The organism is Streptomyces cyslabdanicus, from assembly GCF_052663305.1.
This window is the reverse complement of sequence record NZ_JBQRUW010000074.1, coordinates 39,228-57,469: the sequence shown is the minus strand read 5'-3', so window position 1 is coordinate 57,469 and position 18,242 is coordinate 39,228. Positions and strand designations below refer to the sequence as shown.

Sequence of the window (18,242 nt, the reverse complement as noted above, 5' to 3'; positions counted from 1 at the left end):
CTTGTTGTCGCGCGCGTTCAGGTCGGCCTGGAAGTCGGGCTTGGAGTCGCCCGTGCACTTCACACCGGTGGCGTTGGTGATGGAGTTGCAGACCGCCTCCACCCACTCCTTGTGGCCGCCGTCCGCGTTGTACTGGATGGAGATGGCGTTGCCCGGAACGCCACCGCCCTCCTTGATGAGCGCCTTGGCCTTGGCCGGGTCGTACTTGGTGACGTCGCCGGCGGCGTTCGGCTGGTAGCCGAGGACACCCTTGGCGACCCAGCCGGTGGCGGGCTCACGCGTGCCCTGGAGCACGGTCTTGGTGATCGTGTCGCGGTCGATCGCCATCGACAGGCCCTGGCGGACCTTGGGGTCGACGTCCTTCCACTGCTTGCTGTAGAAGGCCACGGCGAGGGTCTGAAGCCCCGAGTAGGCCTGGTCGACCGCGCGGTCGCCGAGGTCCTGCTTGTAGATCGGCAGGTCCTTCGGCGCGACCTGGCGGAGCACGTCGACGTTGCCGGACTTCAGGTCCTCGTAGGCCGTCTCGAGGTTGCTGTAGTTCTTGAAGACCACACCGCCGTTCTTGGCGGCGTTCGGGCCCTTGTAGTCGTCGTACTTGGCAACCTCGATCTGCTTCTTGTGCTGCCAGCTGACGAACTTGTACGGGCCGTTGCCGATCGGGTGCTCGCCCGCGGCCTGCGGGTCCTTGTAGAAGGACTCCGGCAGCGGGTCGAAGACCTCGTAGCCGAGCTTGTAGGTGTAGTACGGAATCGGCGTGCTCAGCGTGATCGTGAACGTGGCGTCGTCCACGACCTTCAGACCGGACATCTTGTCGGCCTTGGACTTGCCCTTGGCCGGGGCGACGTCGTCGTAGCCCTGGATGTCGGAGAACCAGAAGCTGTTGGTCTGCTTGTTCGCCGGGTTCGCCGCCCAGTTCCAGGCGTTCACGTAGGACGCCGCGGTCACCGGGGTGCCGTCGTGGAACTTCCAGCCGGGCTTCAGCTTGACCGTGAAGGTCTTGTTGTCCTTGGAGTCGATCGACTCGGCATTGACGTAGACGGTCTTGCCGCTCTGGTCGTAGTCGACGAGCCCGGAGAAGAGCGATCTGATGACAATGCTGCCGTTGGACTCCATGGTGTTCGCCGGCTGCAGCGGGTTCTGCGGCTCACCCACCTCAATCGAGAACTTGCCACTCGGGTCGATCCCGGCCTTGCTGCCACTGCTCTTGCCGCCGTCACCGCCACCGCCGCCACAGGCCGTCGCGCCCAGCGCCACAACCGCCGCCACAGCAACCCACTTGGCGCTCTTGGCACCACGCATGGAGTTCCTCCTCATGAGTCCATTGGTTCACCGCATGGAGGGACACCTGACGTATCACCGTCACTGGCGCCTGAAAGCATCAGCTGCCCCCTCGTTGATCCGAGCTCTACGCGCCCAACTATGTGTCATCCGAACGCGCACGAACCACACCTTCAAGGTCTCGATTCGGGTCCTATTCACCGTGGGCACGCAGTCGGCCACATCGCTGACGCCCTGTCAGCGCGGATCGGTGTCGTAGTCGCGCCGGGCCTGCTCGACCTTGTCCAGGGCCGACCGAGCCCAGCGCCACATCGCCGCTTTCCGATAGGACCGCCGGCTCGGGCCACGGCGCCGCTCGCCGATCCGTCACATCCCCCGCCGGCCACGCTCGGGCAGTTCACGGATGGCCGACAGTTCACCGTTTTCCGCCTGACGTCCCATCAGGTATGCCTGGCCGGGGACGGCTGCCGGGGCCCGGTCCTGCACGTCAGCGGGGTCTGCGGGCATGGACCTCTCCCTGGCGGCCCGGGCGGGCGGTGTGCCGCGGCCGGAAAAGGTTTGAGATCAGGCCATTGACAACCGGTGTGTCGTACGCGACTTTGTTCGCCGTCGTCCCTCGTCGATGAGGAGTCGCGGATGGCTGCGCAAGAAGAAGTCCAGCCAGAGATAGAGCTGGACGAGGATGCTGCCCGTCTCGCAGAGATGGGCTACAAGCAGGAACTCCATCGCGGTATGTCCGCGTTCTCGAATTTTGCCGTATCGTTCTCGATCATCTCGATCCTGGCGGGCTGCATCACGTCGTACGGGATCGCGCTGAAGTCGGGTGGTCCGTCGACCATCGTGCTCGGCTGGGCGGTGGTCGGTGTCTTCGTGACATGTGTGGCGCTGGCCATGGCCGAGGTGTGTTCGCGCTACCCCACTGCGGGAGGTCTCTACTTCTGGGCCGGTGAGCTTGCCAGGAACAACAAGCGTGCCTGGGCCTGGTTCGTGGGCTGGTTCAACTTCATGGGCGAGGTCGCCGTGACCGCCGCGATCGACTTCGGGTGCGCCACGACCTGGATGGCGTTCATGAACCTCGTCTGGGGCACCGAGGTCACTGCCGGCGGTACTTTCCTACTGTTCCTCGCGATCATTCTTCTGCACGCGCTGCTCAACACGTTCGGCGTGAAGCTCGTCGCGTTCCTGTCGAACGTCTCCGCCTGGTGGCACGTGGTGGGCGTCCTGGTCATCGTCGCCGTGCTGTGGGCGCTGCCCGAGCACCACCAGTCCGCCGGGTGGACGCTGACCGGCTGGCACAACGCCACCGGCTGGACCTCCGGCATCTACGTCTTCCTCATGGGCCTGCTGATGGCGCAGTACACCTACACCGGGTACGACGCGTCGGCCCATGTGGCGGAGGAGACCAGGGGAGCGGCCCGCAGCGCGCCGCGCGGGATCGTGATGAGCGTGGTGATCTCGGTCATCGGCGGTTTCATCCTGCTCTACTCCATCACCGCCTCGATCCAGGACAAGAGCTCCGCGGGGCTGGACAAGCTGGCCGCGTCGAGTACCGGGCTGCCGCCGGCGCAGGTCTTCCTGGACTCGCTGAACAGTCCGGCCACGGCGAAGTTCCTGCTGTTCATCGTGTGTGCCGCGCAGTTCTTCTGCGGGATGGCCTCGGTGACCGCCAACTCCCGGATGAGCTATGCGTTCTCGCGCGACAACGCCCTTCCGGGGTCGAGGATCTGGGCGAAGGTCAACCCGCGTACCGGGACGCCCACGAACTCGATCTGGTTCTGCGTGACGCTCTCGGCGATCCTGACGCTGCCGGCGCTGTTCAACACCACGGCATACCTGGCGGTGACCTCGATCGCGGTGATCGGCCTGTACATCGCCTATGTCACGCCGGTGCTGCTGCGTCGTCTGCGCGGCGACGAGTTCGTTCCGGGACCGTGGCACCTGGGCAAGTGGAGCGGCGTGATCGGCTGGGTCGCGGTCGTGTGGGTGGTGGTCATCTGCGTGCTGTTCGTGCTGCCGCCGACCCGCCCGGTCAACGTCGACAGCTTCAACTACGCGCCGATCGCGGTCGCCGTGGTCGGTCTGTTCGCGCTGGTGTCGTGGTACGCGGGCGGCCGCAAGCACTTCATGACCAGCCGTGACAACCTGGACGAGCTATGACGTCGTGACACCTGCGGCCCCCGTTGGTCGAGCGGGTGGTCGGTGGCATCCACAGGTGGCCTCCGGATCGGGCCGCCCATGCGCCGACCGGCCGGTGGGCCGGAGGCGGTCGGCCCGGTCCACCCGGTCGACCCGGAACGTCCGCCGCCGGCCCCGCGCCACGCTCGGCGCCGCCTGTGGGGGCCGTCAAACCCGGGTTCCAGCCGCAGACCGAACGCCGGCGGGTGCTGCTGGACCCCGCGGGGTGGCCCTCGGTTCCCACGCCGTGGTGGTCCGTACGTAGCCGTAGACCACTGAGGTCATCGCCAGCAGGAGCAGTGGTCCGTACACCCACGGATGCTCGGCCATCTCCAACGGCAGGAAGCGGTAGGACACCAGGAGCGCGGCGAAGACCGCTGCCCCGTAGGCGACCAGCCGGATCCCTGATCGATCCCAGCCGCGGTCGAACGACCGCAGAGCCGCCTCGACGGTGAGCGCGAACACCACACCGGCGATGAGGTCCACGCCGTAGTGGTAGCCGAATCCCAGCGTCGCGACGAGGGTGGCGACCAGCCAGAACGTGCCCGCGTAGCGCAGAACGCGTGGGCCCTTGCGGGAATGGACGAAGAGCGCGACAGCCCACGCCGTGTGCAGGCTGGGCATGCAGTTGCGCGGAGTGATCTCGTCGAAGGCCATGGGGAGCGGGACGTCGATCGGCGACGGCGTCTGTGGCCACAGGTCGGCCACCGCCCAGTGCCCGCTGGACGGAATGTCCGGCGACCACAGGCTGACCGTCGCCCAGTAGTCGGTACCGGTGCCGTAGGCGAAGATCGGTCCGACCACCGGGAAGACCATGTAGAAGGCCGGGCCGAGAAGGCCGATCACCAGGAAGGTGCGCACCAGGTGATGGCCCGGGAAGCGGCGCTCGACCGCCACGCCACGCAGTTGGTACAGCGCGACGACGACTGCGGCCACCGCGAGCTGGCCGTAGACGACGTCGAGGACGTTGAAGCCGACGGATCCGGTGGCCGTGACCGCGCGGCCCACCAGCCACGACGGATTGCCCAGCGCGTGATCGGCTGTCGCCACGTACTGGTCGAGCACCGCGGGGCGGGTCTTCGAGGTGATGAGCAGCCAGGTGTCGCCGGTCTTGCGGCCGGTCACCAGCAGCAGGCCCAGTCCGACGCCCTTCAGCAGCAGGACACGTTCCGGGCCGGTGCGGCGGGTGACGGCGATGACCGCGTAGCCCAGGATCACCCACAACGCACCGTTGCCGAAGGGGTGGCCGCCGGTCGTCTCGGCGCCCACCGCCCACCGGACCAGCGAGAAGGCGAGGTCGATGCCTATCGCGGCGGCCGCCGCGACGCATCGTTGCCGCCAGGTGAGGACGACCATCATCAACGCCATGGCGGCGTACAACAGGCCGCCCGACTTGGGAGCGAACACCACCTCGCGCACCTGGTTGGTGATCGGCCCCGGCAGGCCGTAGCGACGCGCGGCGAACTCCAGCACGACGAGGAATCCGAGGGCCGCGACAGCCGCCACGGCCCAGAGTCTCGCCCGTGGTCGGGGCAGGTCCGGTCGGGGTCTGCGCTGGGACGGAGCGTTCGCTTCGTCCATCATCCCGATGCGTCTGCCCATGCCCCGAGACACCTCGTACCCCCTCGGTCCGCCCCTGCACGCCACCCGTGCCCTTGGTGTGCCCTTCAGAGCGGACAGCCACAGTCGACAGCGGTGCCCCCCAGGCCCTCACGGGGAGGGAAGCACATGGGATCTACGCAGGTCAATAGGCGTGTTGGACACACAGGCATCGCCGCTTCCCCACCTGAGAGCCCAGGCACCGTCGCCACGGGGCGGCCGTCGCGACTGCGCGCGGAGATGCGCCCACCGCCCGGGGTCTGCCGTCAGGCGCCGTGGAGCACTCACGACAGCCCAGACCCTGCGGCGCGCTCGATTCGATCGTTGGCACAGTTGATTCGATCGTATCGATCCGGCATCATGCCTGGAACAGCTGCACGGCTTGCCGTTCACGCAGGAGAGAGATACTTCATGGACGCGATCGACCCGGCCATGCTGCGGATGCCGCACGCCGAGCACCGCACGATCGACTTCTTCACCGAGGACGCCCTTCCCGCACCTCGGATGGCGCCGGCCGAGGCCGAGCGCGTCGCCGCTCAACACCTCGGGATCGACGCGCGTGCTCAGGCGCTGGGAAGCCAGCAGGACGCCAACTTCCTGCTGCGATCCGAGGACGGCACGGCCTCAGCGATTCTGAAGATCGCCAACCCGGCCTTCGGCGCCATGGAGGTCGAAGCCCAGGACACGGCGGCCGACCTGATCGCCTCGGCCCACCCGGAACTGCGCGTCGCCACCGTCCTGCGCCGCCCCGACGGCTCCCCGCGCTGCGCGACGGTGGACACCGAGAGCGGGTCGGCCGTCGCGCGGCTGCTGCGCTACCTGCCCGGTGGCCCACTGTCGGGACCACGGCACCTGTCCCCGGGCACGGTGGCGGCCATGGGCACGATCGCCGGAAAGGTCAGCACCGCCCTGCGCGACTTCCGGCACCCGGGGCTCGAGCGCGTTCTCCAGTGGGACCTGCGGCATGCCGACCGCGTCGTCGCCAAGCTCGCCGCGTACATCGACGAGCCCGACCGGCGCGCCGCCGTCCGGGCCGCGACCGCCGACGCCTGGGCACGCGTCCAGAAGCTTGCCGCCGTGCTGCCGTCGCAGGCGGTGCACCTGGACCTCACCGACGACAATCTGATCCGCTGCCCCGACGGCCGCCTGCCCATGCCCGACGGCGTCATCGACTTCGGTGACCTGACCATGACCTGGGCGGTCGGCGAACTCGCCGTGTCGCTCTCCTCGATGCTCCACCACGACGGGGTCGAGCCCCATCACGTGCTGCCCGCCGTCCGCGCCTTCCACGCCGTGCGGCCGCTGTCCCGGGACGAGGCGGAGGCGTTGTGGCCGCTCGTGGTCCTGCGCGCCGCCGGCCTGGTCGCCAGCGGGCGGCACCAGGCCGCCGTCGACGAGGACAACGCCTACGCCAAGGCCGCGCTCGACCGGGAATGGCGCATCTTCGAGCAGGCCACCCACCTGCCCCTTCCGGTGATGATCCACCTCGTCAAGGACGCGACCGGCCTCGCCGACGCGCCTGCTCGGGCCGACGCACCGGCGCACGGCCTGCTGCGCGATCTCGCGGGCGACGACATCACCGTCCTCGACCTGTCCGCCGACGCCGACTCCCTGGACCACGGGGCCTGGCTCGAAGCCGCCGCCGAGGACCGGCTGGCGGCCTCCGCGCTCACGGGCGGGGCAGCCGCGGTCGCCACCCGGTACGCCCAGGCACGGCTCACTCGGGCGCAGGCGTTGTCCGCCGTCTCCCCCGCCACGGTGCCCACCGGCGTCGACCTGCGGCTCGGCCGGGCCGCGCTGATGCAGGCCCCCGCCGCCGGGAAGGTCCTCGCCGCGGCACCGGGCCGTGTGGAGATCACCTGCGGCCCGCAGGTGCTGACGCTGTCCTTCCCCCACGCGGTCCACCCGGTGGTCACCACCGGGGCGACGGTCCAGGCGGGCCAGGACATCGCCCACCTCCCCTCCGGAGTCTCGGTCCACATCGCACTGCACACCGCCGACAGCCCCGCCGTGCCTCCCCTGGTCCGCCCCGAGTACGCCGCCGGATGGCTCGCGCTCACCGCCGACCCCGCTCCGCTCCTCGGCCTCCCGGCCTCCGGCCGTACACCTCACGGGAACCTGCTCGACCGGCGTGACGCCGTGTTCGCGACCGTGCAGGAGCACTACTACGCCGACCCTCCCCGCATCGAGCGCGGTTGGCGTCACCATCTCCTGTCCACCGACGGTCGTTCGTACCTCGACATCGTCAACAACGTCACCCCGTTGGGACACGCCCACCCCCGCGTCGAGCAGGCGGTCTCCCGGCAGTTGCGGCGGCTCAACACCAACTCGCGGTTCCACTACGCCTCGGTGGTGGAGTTCACCGAGCGCCTCGCCGCCCTCCTTCCCGAGCCTCTGGACACGGTGTTCCTGGTCAACTCCGGCTCCGAGGCGGTGGATCTGGGCCTCCGGCTGGCCATCGGGGCCTCCGGCCGGCATGACGTCGTCGCACTGCGCGAGGCGTACCACGGCTGGACGTACGCCTCCGACGCGGTCTCCACCTCGCTCCAGGACAACCCGAACGCCCTGGCGACCCGGCCGGGTTGGGTGCACACCGTGGACTCGCCCAACTCCTATCGCGGCCGGCACCGCGGCGCGGATGCCGCGCGCTATGCGCCCGAGGCCGTCGCCGTGATCGACGAACTGGCCGCCTCCGGCCGACCGGCCGGAGCGTTCATCGGCGAGACCTTCTACGGGAACGCCGGAGGAATCGCCCTGCCCGACGGCTATCTCGCCGAGGTGTACGCGGCGGTCCGCCGCCACGGCGGTCTGGCCGTCGCCGACGAGGTCCAGGTCGGCTACGGCCGCCTGGGACACTGGTTCTGGGGCTTCGAGCAGCAGCAGGTCGTCCCTGACGTCGTCTGTGTCGCCAAGGCCATGGGCAACGGTCACCCCCTCGGCGCCGTCATCACGTCCAAGTCGGTGGCGGACCGGTACCGCGACCAGGGCTACTTCTTCTCCTCCACCGGCGGCAGCCCGGTCTCCAGCGTCGTGGGCCTCACCGTCCTGGACACCCTGCGCGACGAGGACCTCCAGGGCAACGCGGTGCGCGTCGGTGGCCGTCTGAAGAGCCGACTCGAAGCGCTGGCCGACCGCTACGGCATCGTCGGCGCCGTCCACGGCTCGGGCCTCTACCTCGGCCTGGAACTCGTCCGGGACCACGTCAGCCTGGAACCCGCCACGGAAGAGACCGCCGAACTCTGCGACCGCATGCTCGACCTCGGCGTCATCGTCCAGCCCACCGGAGACCACCTCAACATCCTGAAGATCAAGCCGCCGTTGTGCCTCGACGCCAGCGCGGCCGACTTCTTCGTCGACATGCTGGACCGCGCCCTCGGCCAACTCGGCCACTGCCGCTGACGTCGGGCATCCGAAGGCCGGGGACGACGGCGTGCGCGGCATCCGTCCGAGCCGCTGCACGCCGGCGCCCAGGCCCGCCGGTGACCGACCCGTCATGCGAGGAAGCGGGAGAACATCCGGTACATGAACGCGGTTCCCCGCCGCAGCGCCTCGACGTAGATCCGTTCGTTGTTTCCGTGCATCGTGATGAGCTGGTCGTTGTCGAGTACGTACGGGTAGACCCCGTATCCGGGGATGCCGCGCTCGCGCCACGGCGCCAGGCTGGTGCCCGCCTCGAACAGGGCCGGCGTGAACACGGCGCCGGGGTAGGTCTCGCCGGCGGCGCCGGCCAGAGCGCGGAACAGTGAAGTGTCGATGGCGGCCGGCGGCGTCGCCCAGACCTTGTCGAGCTCGTCGAGGTACTGCTGCTCGGTCTCTGGTTGACATTCGAGCCTCACGATCACGCCGGTACAGGGTCAATCAGCAAGGGGCGTCGCAGTCGACGAGCGGTATCCACTCTGCGGCGAACGGTGCTCGCCGGACTTCATCTCCGCTCAGTTTCGGCTCGCCCACCGCCTTCCGCGACCGCTTCAAGAGGACCACCGGGTCAGCATTCGCACCGGCCGTCGCACCTTCGGCTCTGGCGGGATCCCGTCGACGCCTGGCACTGCAGCCGCTGTCACGGCCGCGAACAGCGCATTAGCGTCTGGCCCGTGACTGTTCTCGCTCCGATACTGATCGGCACCGTGTACGCGTTCCTCATGTCGCTGCTCCGGGAACCCGCCAGGCGGCGACTCAACGCCGTCATGGTCGCCGGGGCCGGTGCCGCCTATCTCAGCAGCGGCAGCTTCGGGCCCTGGGAGTTCGTCTTCACCGCCGCGATCACCTACTGCGCCTACCGCGGCCTCGACTCGTACGGCTGGATCGGCATCGCCTGGCTGCTCCACGCGGCCTGGGACGTCCTGCACCATCTGCGAGGCGCTCCGATCATCCCGTTCGCGTCGCACTCGTCGCTCGGCTGCGCGATCTGCGACCCGGTGATCGCCCTCTGGTGTCTGCGGGGCGGGCCTTCCCTGCCGGGCCTGATCAGTTCCTGCTTCTCGCAGGGTCCCCCGTCCACGACGGCGGCCGGATCCGACGCCACGGGGGCTTAGGCGGGCGCAGGGCGGTGGCCGCCGCCAGGTGGTACCGCAGGCCGGGGTGGCGACGCGCGGCTTGGTCGCCGGTTCCCTGGTCTGCCATCATGAGCGAAGCGGAACCTCGCTCCGCCAATGGTGCGGAACGACGTTCCGCTGGTGAGCCTCAGGGAAGGAGCGTCGCAGTGAACGACCGCGACCGGAGCACGGAAAGCCCGGACGGACCCAAGCGCAAGGACGCCCGACGCAACCAGCAGACCCTGCTGGACGCGGCCGCCACGGTCTTCGCCACCTCGGGCGTGGAAGCACCGGTGCGCGACATCGCGGCGAAGGCCGGCGTCGGGATGGGCACGGTCTACCGCCACTTCCCCACCAGGGCGGACCTCGTCATCGCCGTCTTCCGCCACCAGGTCGACGCTTGCGCCGAAGCCGGGCCGGCCTTGCTGACGACCAGCCCGACCCCTCACGCCGCCCTCGAACGATGGGTCGACCTCTTCGTCGACTTCCTGGTCACCAAGCACGGCCTCGCGGGCGCGCTGCAGACGGACAACGCCGGCTTCGAGACGCTGCACGCCTACTTCCTCGACCGCCTCCTGCCGGTGTGCACCCAACTCCTCGATGCTGCCGCCGCCTCCGGTGAGATCCACTCCGGCCTCGACGCCTACCAGTTCATGCGCGGCATCGGAAACCTCTGCATAGGCGCCGACAGCGATCCTCGCTACGACGCGCGTCGACTGGTCGCGCTCCTCGTCGCGGGACTGCGCCGGCCGTGCTGACCGTGGAACCCGCGGAGAGCGTGGAGGGCAGGGTCCTCGCCTGAACGACCCTTTCCCCGCGGCCCCGCGGCCCCGCGGCACGGAGTGGAACTCACTGGCCCGCGCCGGTCGGTCTTCCGGGAACGTCGATCCAGCGGGCGGCCGCGGCGAAGGTGTCGGCCGCGGTGCTGTTGAACGCGATCGCCGCGTCGGGAGCGTGTCGTCGAATCAGATTGAGCACCTGCTCGAACAGCTCGAGTTGGTCCTCCGGCTTTCGCACACCGCCGCCGACGACGACGCACTCCCAAGGTCGCGCAGCCAAGGCGGCGCTGACGACCGCCTCCACGTCGTCGCTGCCGTCGAGGCCGAACAGACACGTCTCCACGCCGACGCCGTGCTCGGCGAATCCGGCGATTCCCACCTGGATCGCGTCGGCTACCGGCTGGGGGTCCCAAGGCCCGGGAACCCGATACGGGTCGAGTCCGATCACGAGGACGCGAGGTGTCAGGGCCGTTGTGTCCACGCCTGGACCCTACGTCGCAGTGGCCGCAAGGCATAGTCAGGACCTGGATCCGTGTGTCACGCGGTGTGAGCGCCACCTCCTGATGCGCGTGCTGCTCGGGTCGCTCACCTGGATCCCTCTTCGTATCAGCCGCGCCCTGCGAGGACGCTGAGGGTGTTGGCGGCCACGATGGCACCGATGCTCGTCCATTCCGTCCAGCCCAGGTTCTGGCCCAGACCGATCCAGCCGACGAGGGCGGCCAGGAGCGGGTTGACGCTCATGAAGAGCCCGAACGCCTGGGCGGGTACGCGGCGCAGGGTGAACAGGTCGGCGAGGTAGGGCACCGCCGAGGACAGCACGCCGGCCGCGACGGCACACCCGACGGCCGTGGCGGTCGGCGGCCGGTGCAGGACGAGGACGATGCCGACGGGCAGGAACATCAGCGCGGAGATCCCGGTCGCGGTGGCGGAGCCCTGCGCGCCCGGGATGCGGCGGCCGACGGTGCGGTTGAGGAGGATGTACGACGCCCAGCAGCACGCGGCCAGCAGGCCCAGGCCCATTCCCACGTAGTCGGCCGACGGCTGGGGGCGCATCAAGGCGACGACGCCCGTCGCGGCGATCACCGCACAGGCGGCGTCGACGCGGCGGCGTGCGGCGGCCAACGCGATGGTGAGCGGGCCGAGGAACTCCAGGGTGACCGCCAGGCCGAGGCCGATGCGGTCGATGGCCGTGTAGAGGGACAGGTTCATGGTCCCGAACACCGCGGCCAGCCCCAGCACCGGCCACCACTGCGCCCGGCTGAAGTCCTGCGGGCGCGGCCGGCCGACGGCGAAGAGGACGATCGCGGCGACGTACTGGCGGACCGCGACGACACCCACCGGGCCGAGAACGGGGAAGGCATGGGAGCCGATCGCGGCGCCGACCTGGTTCGACAGGCCGCTGCCGGCCATCGTGACCACCCCAGCCAGCCGCTCACCGGACGGCGCAGGGGTCGAGGGACCGGCGGAGGGGGCGGACGACAGGGCCGCCGTGACGGGTGCGTTGCGCATGACGTGATGGTGCGGCTCGGCGGTGCATGCACAAAATGCGTCGACGGCGGGATCCATACGCTTGAGTCATGAATGTGGAGCTGCGACAGTTGCGCTGTCTGGTGGCCATCGTGGACGAGGGCACCTTCACCGATGCCGCCGTGGTCCTGGGTGTCTCGCAGGCGGCGGTTTCCAGGACGCTGGCCTCGCTCGAACGTGCCCTGGGGGTGAGGCTGCTGCGGCGCACCTCGCGCGAAGTGGCACCGACCGCGACCGGGTTGCGGGTGGTCGCGCAGGCCCGGCGGGTGCTCGGTGGGGTGGAGGACCTGGTGCGGGAGGCCACCTCGGGCCACAGCACCCTGCGGATCGGCTACGCCTGGTCGGCGGTCGGCCGCCACACTCCCGCCTTCCAGCGCCGCTGGGCTCGGACGCACCCCGACACGGAGCTGCGCCTGATCCGTGTCAACTCCGCGACCGCCGGCCTGGCGGAGGGCGCCTGCGACCTCTCCGTCGTACGCAATCCCCTGGACGACCGCCGCTTCGACGGAGCCATCGTCGGCCTGGAACGACGCCTGTGTGCCCTGTCCGCCGAGGACCCGTTGGCCGCACGCCGGTCCCTGCGCCTGGCCGACCTCAGTGAGCGCACCCTGCTGATCGACCGGCGCACCGGTACCACCACCCCCGAGTTGTGGCCGCCCGGCTCCCGCCCGGCCACGGAGGAGACCGGTGACATCGACGACTGGCTGACCGTGATCTCCAGTGGCCGCGGCGTCGGCATGACGGCGGAGTCCACCGCGCACCAGTACCCCCGGCCGGGCATCGTCTACCGGCCGGTCCGCGATGCCGAGCCGATCGCCGTACGCCTCGCCTGGTGGCGGGACGACCCGCATCCGGCGGCCCAGGCGGCGATCGAACTGCTCACCGCCCTCTACCGAGGCGACTGATCCGTCACGTCGGAAAGGGTACGGGCCCGGAATCACGTGCGTCTCAGGTTTGTTTTGAGGGAGTCAAAGATCTTCTTATAATCTGCATCCGCATGTCCCCCACAGAGAGGTCCCCCGTGAACACGCTCCTCGGACGCCGGGTCCGCTTCCTGGCCGCCATCACCGCGACGGCCGGGGCGGTGCTCGTGGCAGGTTGCACGTCGAGCGGCAGCGGCGGCACGGTCAAGTCAGCCGACGGCGGGGTCGACCTCGTCAAGGCGGGCCGGCTCACGACCTGCACCCATCTGCCGTACCCGCCCTTCCAGTCGGAGATCGACGGCAAGGTCCAGGGCTTCGACGTCTCCCTGATCGACCTGGCCGCCAAGGACCTCGGGGTGAAGCAGCAGATCCTCGACACGCCCTTCGAGAACTTCAAGACCGGCGCGTTCCTCAACTCCGGCCAGTGCGATCTGGCCGCCGCGGGCATGACCATCACCGCCGAGCGCAAGAAGAACGTCGACTTCTCCGACCCGTACTTCGACGCCACCCAGGCCGTGCTGGTCGACAAGAAAAGCGGCATCACGTCCCTGGACGAGGTGAAGGCCAAGGGCAGGAAGCTCGGTGCCCAGGCGCAGACCACCGGGGAGGACTACGTGCGGGGTCAGGGCTTCGACCCCGTCTCCTTCGAGTCCTCCGACGCCGTCCTCAACGGCCTGCGCACCGGACAGGTCCAGGCGGTCGTCATCGACTACCCGGTGGTCCAGGGCTGGCTCAAGGACAAGGCCAACGCCGACGCCTTCAAGGTGGTCGGCAACCTCGACACCGGTGAGCAGTACGGCTTCACGGTGAAGAAGGGCAACTCCGAGCTCCTCGCCGCGGTCGACAAGGCGATCAAGGAAGCGAAGGCCGACGGCACCTACCAGAAGCTGTACGAGCAGTGGATCGGCCCGTACACCCCGTCCGCCGCCTCGCCGTCCGCCTCATGAGCGACACCACCGGTACCGCCGACACCACCGGCGCCGAAGTCCGGCCCCACGGAAGGCGTCTGACGCGGAGCCGGCGGCGCGCGCTCTCGCGCGGCGTCCAGTACGCCGTCTTCGTCGCCGCCGTGCTCGCCTTCGCGGCCACGGCCGACTGGGGCCGGCTGCGAAACCAGTTCGCGCAGGCGGACATCGCGCGGCAGATGTTCCCGGACGTCATCACCCTGGCATTGAAGAACACCGTGCTGTTCACCGTGACCGGCTTCGTCGTCGGCCTGGTCCTCGGCATGGTCATCGCGCTGATGCGGCTGTCGTCGGTGGGCCCCTACCGCTGGGTCGCCGGGATCTACATCGAGATCTTCCGCGGTCTGCCTGCCCTGCTGATCTTCATCTTCGTCGGTGTGGCCGTGCCGCTGGCCTTCCCCGGCACGGAGATCATCGGGGGAACGTACGGCAAGGTGGCCCTCGCGCTCGGACTGGTCTCGGCCGCGTACATGGCGGAGACGATCCGCGCGGGCATCCAGGCCGTGCCCAGGGGACAGATGGAGGCGGCCCGTTCGCTGGGCTTCTCGCCCGCCCGGGCCATGATCTCCATCATCGTTCCACAGGCGTTCCGGATCATCCTCCCGCCGCTCACCAACGAACTGGTCCTGCTCTTCAAGGACTCCTCGCTGGTGCTGTTCCTCGGCGTCACGCTTCAGGAGCGCGAACTGTCCAAGTTCGGCCGGGACCTGGCCAGCCAGACCGCCAACTCGACCCCGATCCTGGTCGCGGGCCTGTGCTATCTGCTGGTCACGATCCCGCTCGGATTCGTGGTCCGCCGTATGGAGGCCAAGGCCCAGGGAGCCGTCAAGTGAGCACTGTCCCCGAGATACTCGTCCGCGGCCTGCACAAGTCCTTCGGGGACAACAAGGTGCTGCGCGGCATCGACCTGGAGATCGCCCAGGGCGAGGTGGTCTGTGTCATCGGCCCCTCCGGCTCCGGCAAGTCGACCCTGCTGCGCTGTGTGAACCTCCTGGAGGAGCCCACCGAGGGACAGGTCTTCGTCGGCGGCACCGAGGTGACCGACCCCGATGTGGACATCGACGCCGTACGCCGCCGTATCGGCATGGTGTTCCAGCAGTTCAACCTCTTCCCGCACCTCACGGTGACCGAGAACCTCACCCTGCCGCAGCGCCGGGTCCTCGGTCGGGGCAAGGCGCGGGCCGCGGAGATCGCCGCGGAGAACCTGGAGCGCGTCGGCCTGTCCGAGAAGGCGGGCGCCCATCCCTCCTCCCTCTCCGGCGGTCAGCAGCAGCGCGTCGCCATCGCCCGCGCGCTCGCCATGGGCCCCGAGGTGATGCTCTTCGACGAGCCGACCTCCGCGCTCGACCCCGAACTGGTGGGCGACGTCCTCGCCGTGATGCGCATGCTCGCCGACGAGGGTATGACGATGATGGTCGTCACCCATGAGATGAGCTTCGCGCGGGAGGTCGCCGACCGGGTCGTCTTCATGGACGGCGGGGTGATCGTCGAGGACGGCACACCGGACCGGGTCATCGGCAACCCCGCCCATGAACGCACCCGGCACTTTCTGTCCCGGCTCCTGAACCCCGCGAAAGCGCAGGTCGAGGAGGAGAGGGCGAGCCGGAGCGGGTAGCACCGGACCGAGGTGCGGTGCCTGAACGAGCGCGCGGTGCCGCACCAGGTCAGGGGGACGGGGACGACATACGGGTGCCTGTGCGGGCGCGGAGCGCCTCCACGGCCTCCCACTGCTCGGTGGTCAGGTAGGCCAGGGCGGCCGGGAAGACGCCGTCCTGCTCCTTGAGGATGTGCTGACGCAGCAGGTCAAGCGTCTCGATCAGCCGCCGCGGCCAGGTGGGATCGGCCAGGAACGGTCCGTCCGCCTCCGCCAGCACGGCGTCAACGCTCCGGTGCTCGCTTCGGAGTTCGGCCATCTGCTCGGGAAAGTCGGCGGCCAGGGCCGGGAACAGGCCCTGCTCCTCGACCTGGGTGTGCGGGCCGAGCAGGGCGGCGATCTCGCGGGCGACCTCCGCCATGCGGGCGATGTTGCCGCCGGCGTGGGCGTCGCGGACATGGCTGATGAGCGTCACGACCCTGTCATGTTCCCGGGTCAGCTCGTCGATCGCTTCCAGCGCCTGGCAGCCACAGTACTCACACATGTTGCCTCCGTCCTTCCTACTCGGTTCGCACGGGCCGCGGGAACCCGGGGAGTGGTGCTGCCGACGGATCACTTGCACACCGCTCATCGCGGCCTGCGTACCGGATACGTACGGATCGTGCGTCCGACCGCCCGGGAGTCAGGGCAGACGTGACGGGCGGTCGGACGGTGACCGGTCCGGTCCGCGCGCGGCGCCCGCCGCGGGGGACGGGGGTGGAAACGGCCGTGCGGGCGCCTTGTTCGGTCGTACACGGGATACCTCCGGATCGGTCGGAAGCCAGCATTCGGCATCGGGCGGTCCTGGTGCAGCGGCCGAAGAGCCCACGGACTTGGGCCGAGAGTCCCTCTCCGTCAAGGGAATTCTTCCTCGCCGTGTTCGTCGTCGGGCACGTGTGGCGCTACCGCCAGGACCAGTTCGGCTGGACCTCCCGCAAGGGGGACGGCGCTTGCCATCGCGGCCGGGCGTGCCGGTCACGCTCCAGGTCGCCTGTGTCGAATACGCTGCGGCGGCAGCTCTTCACGTCGGCCCGGATGGCGCGGTTGCCTGAACCAGGAAGGGGCGCGGCATGAGGTCCCCAGACGTGCGCCTGAGAGAAATCACCGACGGCAACCGGGAGGCCGTTCGCGCCCTCCGCGTCCGCCGGGACCAGAAGCGATTCGTGGCCTCCGTGTCCAGGTCGCTCGAGGACGCGGCGAAGACGGCGGAGGCCAATCCCTGGCTTCGGGCCGTGTATCGCGGCGACGAGCCGGTCGGCTTCGTGATGCTGTCCTGGAAGCCGCCGACCGGGCCTTTCAAAGGGCGGCACTTCCTCTGGCGCCTCCTCGTCGACAAGCGGTACCAGGGTCGAGGGATCGGCCGGGACGCACTCACGCAGATCGCCGACCTGGTTCGCGCGGACGGCGGTACCGAGCTGCTGACCAGCTACGAAACCGGAGAGGGCGAACCGCTGCCGTTCTATCGGAAGTTCGGGTTCGAGCCCACCGGGGAGATCTACGACGGCGAGATCGTCCTGCGGCTCACCTTGCCCACGGACGCCGGGGAGGGGTGAGGCCAAGGATGCTGGTCCGGTGTGCGACCGAGTGGTCGCCGGCCGCGTGTCCTTCCTGCTCCAAAACCGTGTGCGAGCTACCCGGAGGGGTCTCTACCCTCCGTGCATGGACCTTCGCGAAGAACTTCCGAGCGACAGACAGGCCGTGCGGGATGTTCACCTGCAGGCGTTCGGTGACCATGGCCTTGTCGTGGCCGACCTGGTCGATACTCTGCGGGACACCATCGCACCCGAGGACGGTCTCTCGCTGGTCGCCGAGCACGACAGGCAGGTCGTCGGGCATGTCATGTTCACCCGCAGTCTGCTCGATGCCCCTCGGCGGCTCGTTGAGGTGCAAGTCCTCAGTCCGTTGGCCGTGATGCCTGAGTTCCATCAGCGCGGCATCGGCTCGGCCCTGGTCCGACACGGGCTGGGTGTCCTCGCCGAGCGGGCTGTTCCCCTCGTCTTCCTGGAGGGCGATCCGGGCTATTACTCGCGTTTCGGTTTCACGCCCGGTGGTGGCCTGGGCTTCCGAAAGCCGTCCCTGCGTATTCCGGACGCTGCCTTCCAGGCCGTCGGACTCCCGGGGTACGAGCCGTGGATGACGGGGACGCTGGTCTATGCAGAGCCGTTCTGGCGGCATGACGCCGTCGGCCTCCGTGACCCCAACGCGTAGTCACGCGAGCCGGGAGATCAAGAAGATCGCCAAGTCCAGGCCGGCCGAGCACGGCCTGCCGTGCTCGACCTGGAGCCTGTCCAGGCCGGCGGATTTCCTGGTCGCCGAGGGGGTGGTCGACCATGATCGGCCGCTCCGTCATCCGGCGGAACGAACACGCCGCCGACAAACGCCTCCGCGAGGTCGTCACCAGGGCAGACGTTGGCTGATGCGGCACTGGGGTCGGGCCAGGGTCCGATGCGGCGCGCGGTGCTCCTCGCAGTGACAGGATCGGTGCCATGGGCACCGAGACGGACTGGACGTACCGGGTGTTCGAACCGCACGGCTCGGAGGGATGGCGCCCCTACGGCGGCGACCCCGAACGGTGGCGGGGCACGATCACCGTCGACGACGTGAGCGAGGGCCCCCAGTACGCCCTCTCTCTCGTCGTCGCCGACCTGATGTCCGAGTGGAAAGCGCGCGGCCTTCACCGGGCGAACCACGTGCGGGTCTACCTCTGGCGCGACGAGGAGGGCGATCAGGAGGACGCCGACGCCATCGTGGAGATCCGGCCGAGCATCCACGCGGAGTGACCGACCAGTGACCGGTGAGTGACCGGATGCCCGCACCTGAATCGGGTGTGC

The 18,242-nt window shown here is 69.3% G+C and carries 18 protein-coding genes and 1 pseudogene; 12 read left to right on the top strand and 7 right to left on the bottom strand.

What is annotated here, in order from left to right; genetic code table 11:
• Together ACTYVM_RS35330 and ACTYVM_RS35325 are read right to left on the bottom strand one after the other, a co-directional pair.
• Positions 1–1,299, bottom strand: a 1,299-nt coding sequence (locus tag ACTYVM_RS35330) for a peptide ABC transporter substrate-binding protein (RefSeq protein ID WP_445529872.1), incomplete at its 3' end; no start/stop codon positions are given.
• Positions 1,300–1,644: 345 nt separating this feature from the next.
• Positions 1,645–1,785 (bottom strand): hypothetical protein, encoded by a 141-nt coding sequence (locus ACTYVM_RS35325; RefSeq protein ID WP_445529871.1) that lies wholly within the window; start codon positions 1,783–1,785, stop codon positions 1,645–1,647.
• A gap of 129 nt (positions 1,786–1,914) precedes the next feature.
• Here ACTYVM_RS35325 and ACTYVM_RS35320 point away from each other — a divergent pair, with 129 nt between their 5' ends.
• Complete coding sequence (locus ACTYVM_RS35320) at positions 1,915–3,435, top strand: amino acid permease (RefSeq protein ID WP_445529870.1); 1,521 nt, start codon at positions 1,915–1,917, stop codon at positions 3,433–3,435.
• A 186-nt stretch (positions 3,436–3,621) separates the two neighbouring features.
• Here ACTYVM_RS35320 and ACTYVM_RS35315 read toward each other — a convergent pair whose 3' ends face one another.
• A complete protein-coding gene (locus tag ACTYVM_RS35315) occupies positions 3,622–4,959 on the bottom strand; it encodes a phosphatase PAP2 family protein (RefSeq protein ID WP_445529869.1) in 1,338 nt (445 codons plus the stop codon).
• Between the two features lie 504 nt (positions 4,960–5,463).
• Between ACTYVM_RS35315 and ACTYVM_RS35310 the strand changes: the two genes are divergently transcribed.
• The gene (locus tag ACTYVM_RS35310; protein ID WP_445529868.1) at positions 5,464–8,451 is read left to right on the top strand and encodes an aminotransferase; all 2,988 of its coding nucleotides are present in this window, start codon (positions 5,464–5,466) and stop codon (positions 8,449–8,451) included.
• 92 nt (positions 8,452–8,543) lie between these two features.
• Here ACTYVM_RS35310 and ACTYVM_RS35305 read toward each other — a convergent pair whose 3' ends face one another.
• On the bottom strand, positions 8,544–8,888 hold the full coding sequence (locus ACTYVM_RS35305; RefSeq protein ID WP_445529867.1) for a zinc-binding metallopeptidase family protein: 345 nt from the start codon (positions 8,886–8,888) through the stop codon (positions 8,544–8,546).
• A 255-nt stretch (positions 8,889–9,143) separates the two neighbouring features.
• Between ACTYVM_RS35305 and ACTYVM_RS35300 the strand changes: the two genes are divergently transcribed.
• Positions 9,144–9,584 carry a DUF6010 family protein gene (locus tag ACTYVM_RS35300; RefSeq protein ID WP_445529866.1) on the top strand — a complete coding sequence of 147 codons (441 nt, stop codon included), beginning with the start codon at positions 9,144–9,146 and terminating at the stop codon, positions 9,582–9,584.
• Between the two features lie 167 nt (positions 9,585–9,751).
• Positions 9,752–10,342 carry a TetR/AcrR family transcriptional regulator gene (locus ACTYVM_RS35295; RefSeq protein WP_445529865.1) on the top strand — a complete coding sequence of 197 codons (591 nt, stop codon included), beginning with the start codon at positions 9,752–9,754 and terminating at the stop codon, positions 10,340–10,342.
• 91 nt (positions 10,343–10,433) lie between these two features.
• Here the strand turns inward: ACTYVM_RS35295 and ACTYVM_RS35290 are convergent, their stop codons facing one another.
• Together ACTYVM_RS35290 and ACTYVM_RS35285 are read right to left on the bottom strand one after the other, a co-directional pair.
• Positions 10,434–10,811: a hypothetical protein gene (locus ACTYVM_RS35290; protein WP_445529864.1), complete on the bottom strand. Its 378-nt coding sequence runs from the start codon at positions 10,809–10,811 to the stop codon at positions 10,434–10,436.
• 158 nt (positions 10,812–10,969) lie between these two features.
• Complete coding sequence (locus ACTYVM_RS35285; protein WP_445529863.1) at positions 10,970–11,872, bottom strand: EamA family transporter; 903 nt, start codon at positions 11,870–11,872, stop codon at positions 10,970–10,972.
• A 68-nt stretch (positions 11,873–11,940) separates the two neighbouring features.
• Between ACTYVM_RS35285 and ACTYVM_RS35280 the strand changes: the two genes are divergently transcribed.
• The 4 genes from ACTYVM_RS35280 to ACTYVM_RS35265 all read left to right on the top strand — a co-directional run bounded on the left by ACTYVM_RS35280 (position 11,941) and on the right by ACTYVM_RS35265 (position 15,393).
• On the top strand, positions 11,941–12,795 hold the full coding sequence (locus tag ACTYVM_RS35280; protein WP_445529862.1) for a LysR family transcriptional regulator: 855 nt from the start codon (positions 11,941–11,943) through the stop codon (positions 12,793–12,795).
• A gap of 116 nt (positions 12,796–12,911) precedes the next feature.
• Positions 12,912–13,760, top strand: a complete 849-nt coding sequence (locus tag ACTYVM_RS35275) for a transporter substrate-binding domain-containing protein (protein ID WP_445529877.1) — start codon at positions 12,912–12,914, stop codon at positions 13,758–13,760.
• Entirely contained in the window at positions 13,757–14,611 is an 855-nt protein-coding gene (locus ACTYVM_RS35270) for an amino acid ABC transporter permease (protein ID WP_445529861.1), read from the top strand. The genes ACTYVM_RS35275 and ACTYVM_RS35270 overlap by 4 nt, the downstream gene beginning before the upstream one ends.
• A complete protein-coding gene (locus ACTYVM_RS35265; protein ID WP_445529860.1) occupies positions 14,608–15,393 on the top strand; it encodes an amino acid ABC transporter ATP-binding protein in 786 nt (261 codons plus the stop codon). Before ACTYVM_RS35270 ends, ACTYVM_RS35265 begins: the two co-directional genes overlap by 4 nt.
• A gap of 49 nt (positions 15,394–15,442) precedes the next feature.
• Here the strand turns inward: ACTYVM_RS35265 and ACTYVM_RS35260 are convergent, their stop codons facing one another.
• Entirely contained in the window at positions 15,443–15,916 is a 474-nt protein-coding gene (locus ACTYVM_RS35260; protein WP_445529859.1) for a hemerythrin domain-containing protein, read from the bottom strand.
• 565 nt (positions 15,917–16,481) lie between these two features.
• Here ACTYVM_RS35260 and ACTYVM_RS35255 point away from each other — a divergent pair.
• The 4 genes and pseudogenes from ACTYVM_RS35255 to ACTYVM_RS35240 all read left to right on the top strand — a co-directional run bounded on the left by ACTYVM_RS35255 (position 16,482) and on the right by ACTYVM_RS35240 (position 18,191).
• Positions 16,482–16,964, top strand: a complete 483-nt coding sequence (locus ACTYVM_RS35255) for a GNAT family N-acetyltransferase (protein ID WP_445529858.1) — start codon at positions 16,482–16,484, stop codon at positions 16,962–16,964.
• A 106-nt stretch (positions 16,965–17,070) separates the two neighbouring features.
• The gene (locus ACTYVM_RS35250; protein ID WP_445529857.1) at positions 17,071–17,619 is read left to right on the top strand and encodes a GNAT family N-acetyltransferase; all 549 of its coding nucleotides are present in this window, start codon (positions 17,071–17,073) and stop codon (positions 17,617–17,619) included.
• A gap of 10 nt (positions 17,620–17,629) precedes the next feature.
• Positions 17,630–17,740, top strand: a pseudogene (locus ACTYVM_RS35245) (helix-turn-helix domain-containing protein); the annotation flags it as partial.
• Positions 17,741–17,897: 157 nt separating this feature from the next.
• Entirely contained in the window at positions 17,898–18,191 is a 294-nt protein-coding gene (locus tag ACTYVM_RS35240) for a hypothetical protein (RefSeq protein ID WP_445529856.1), read from the top strand.
• Positions 18,192–18,242 lie beyond the last annotated feature (51 nt).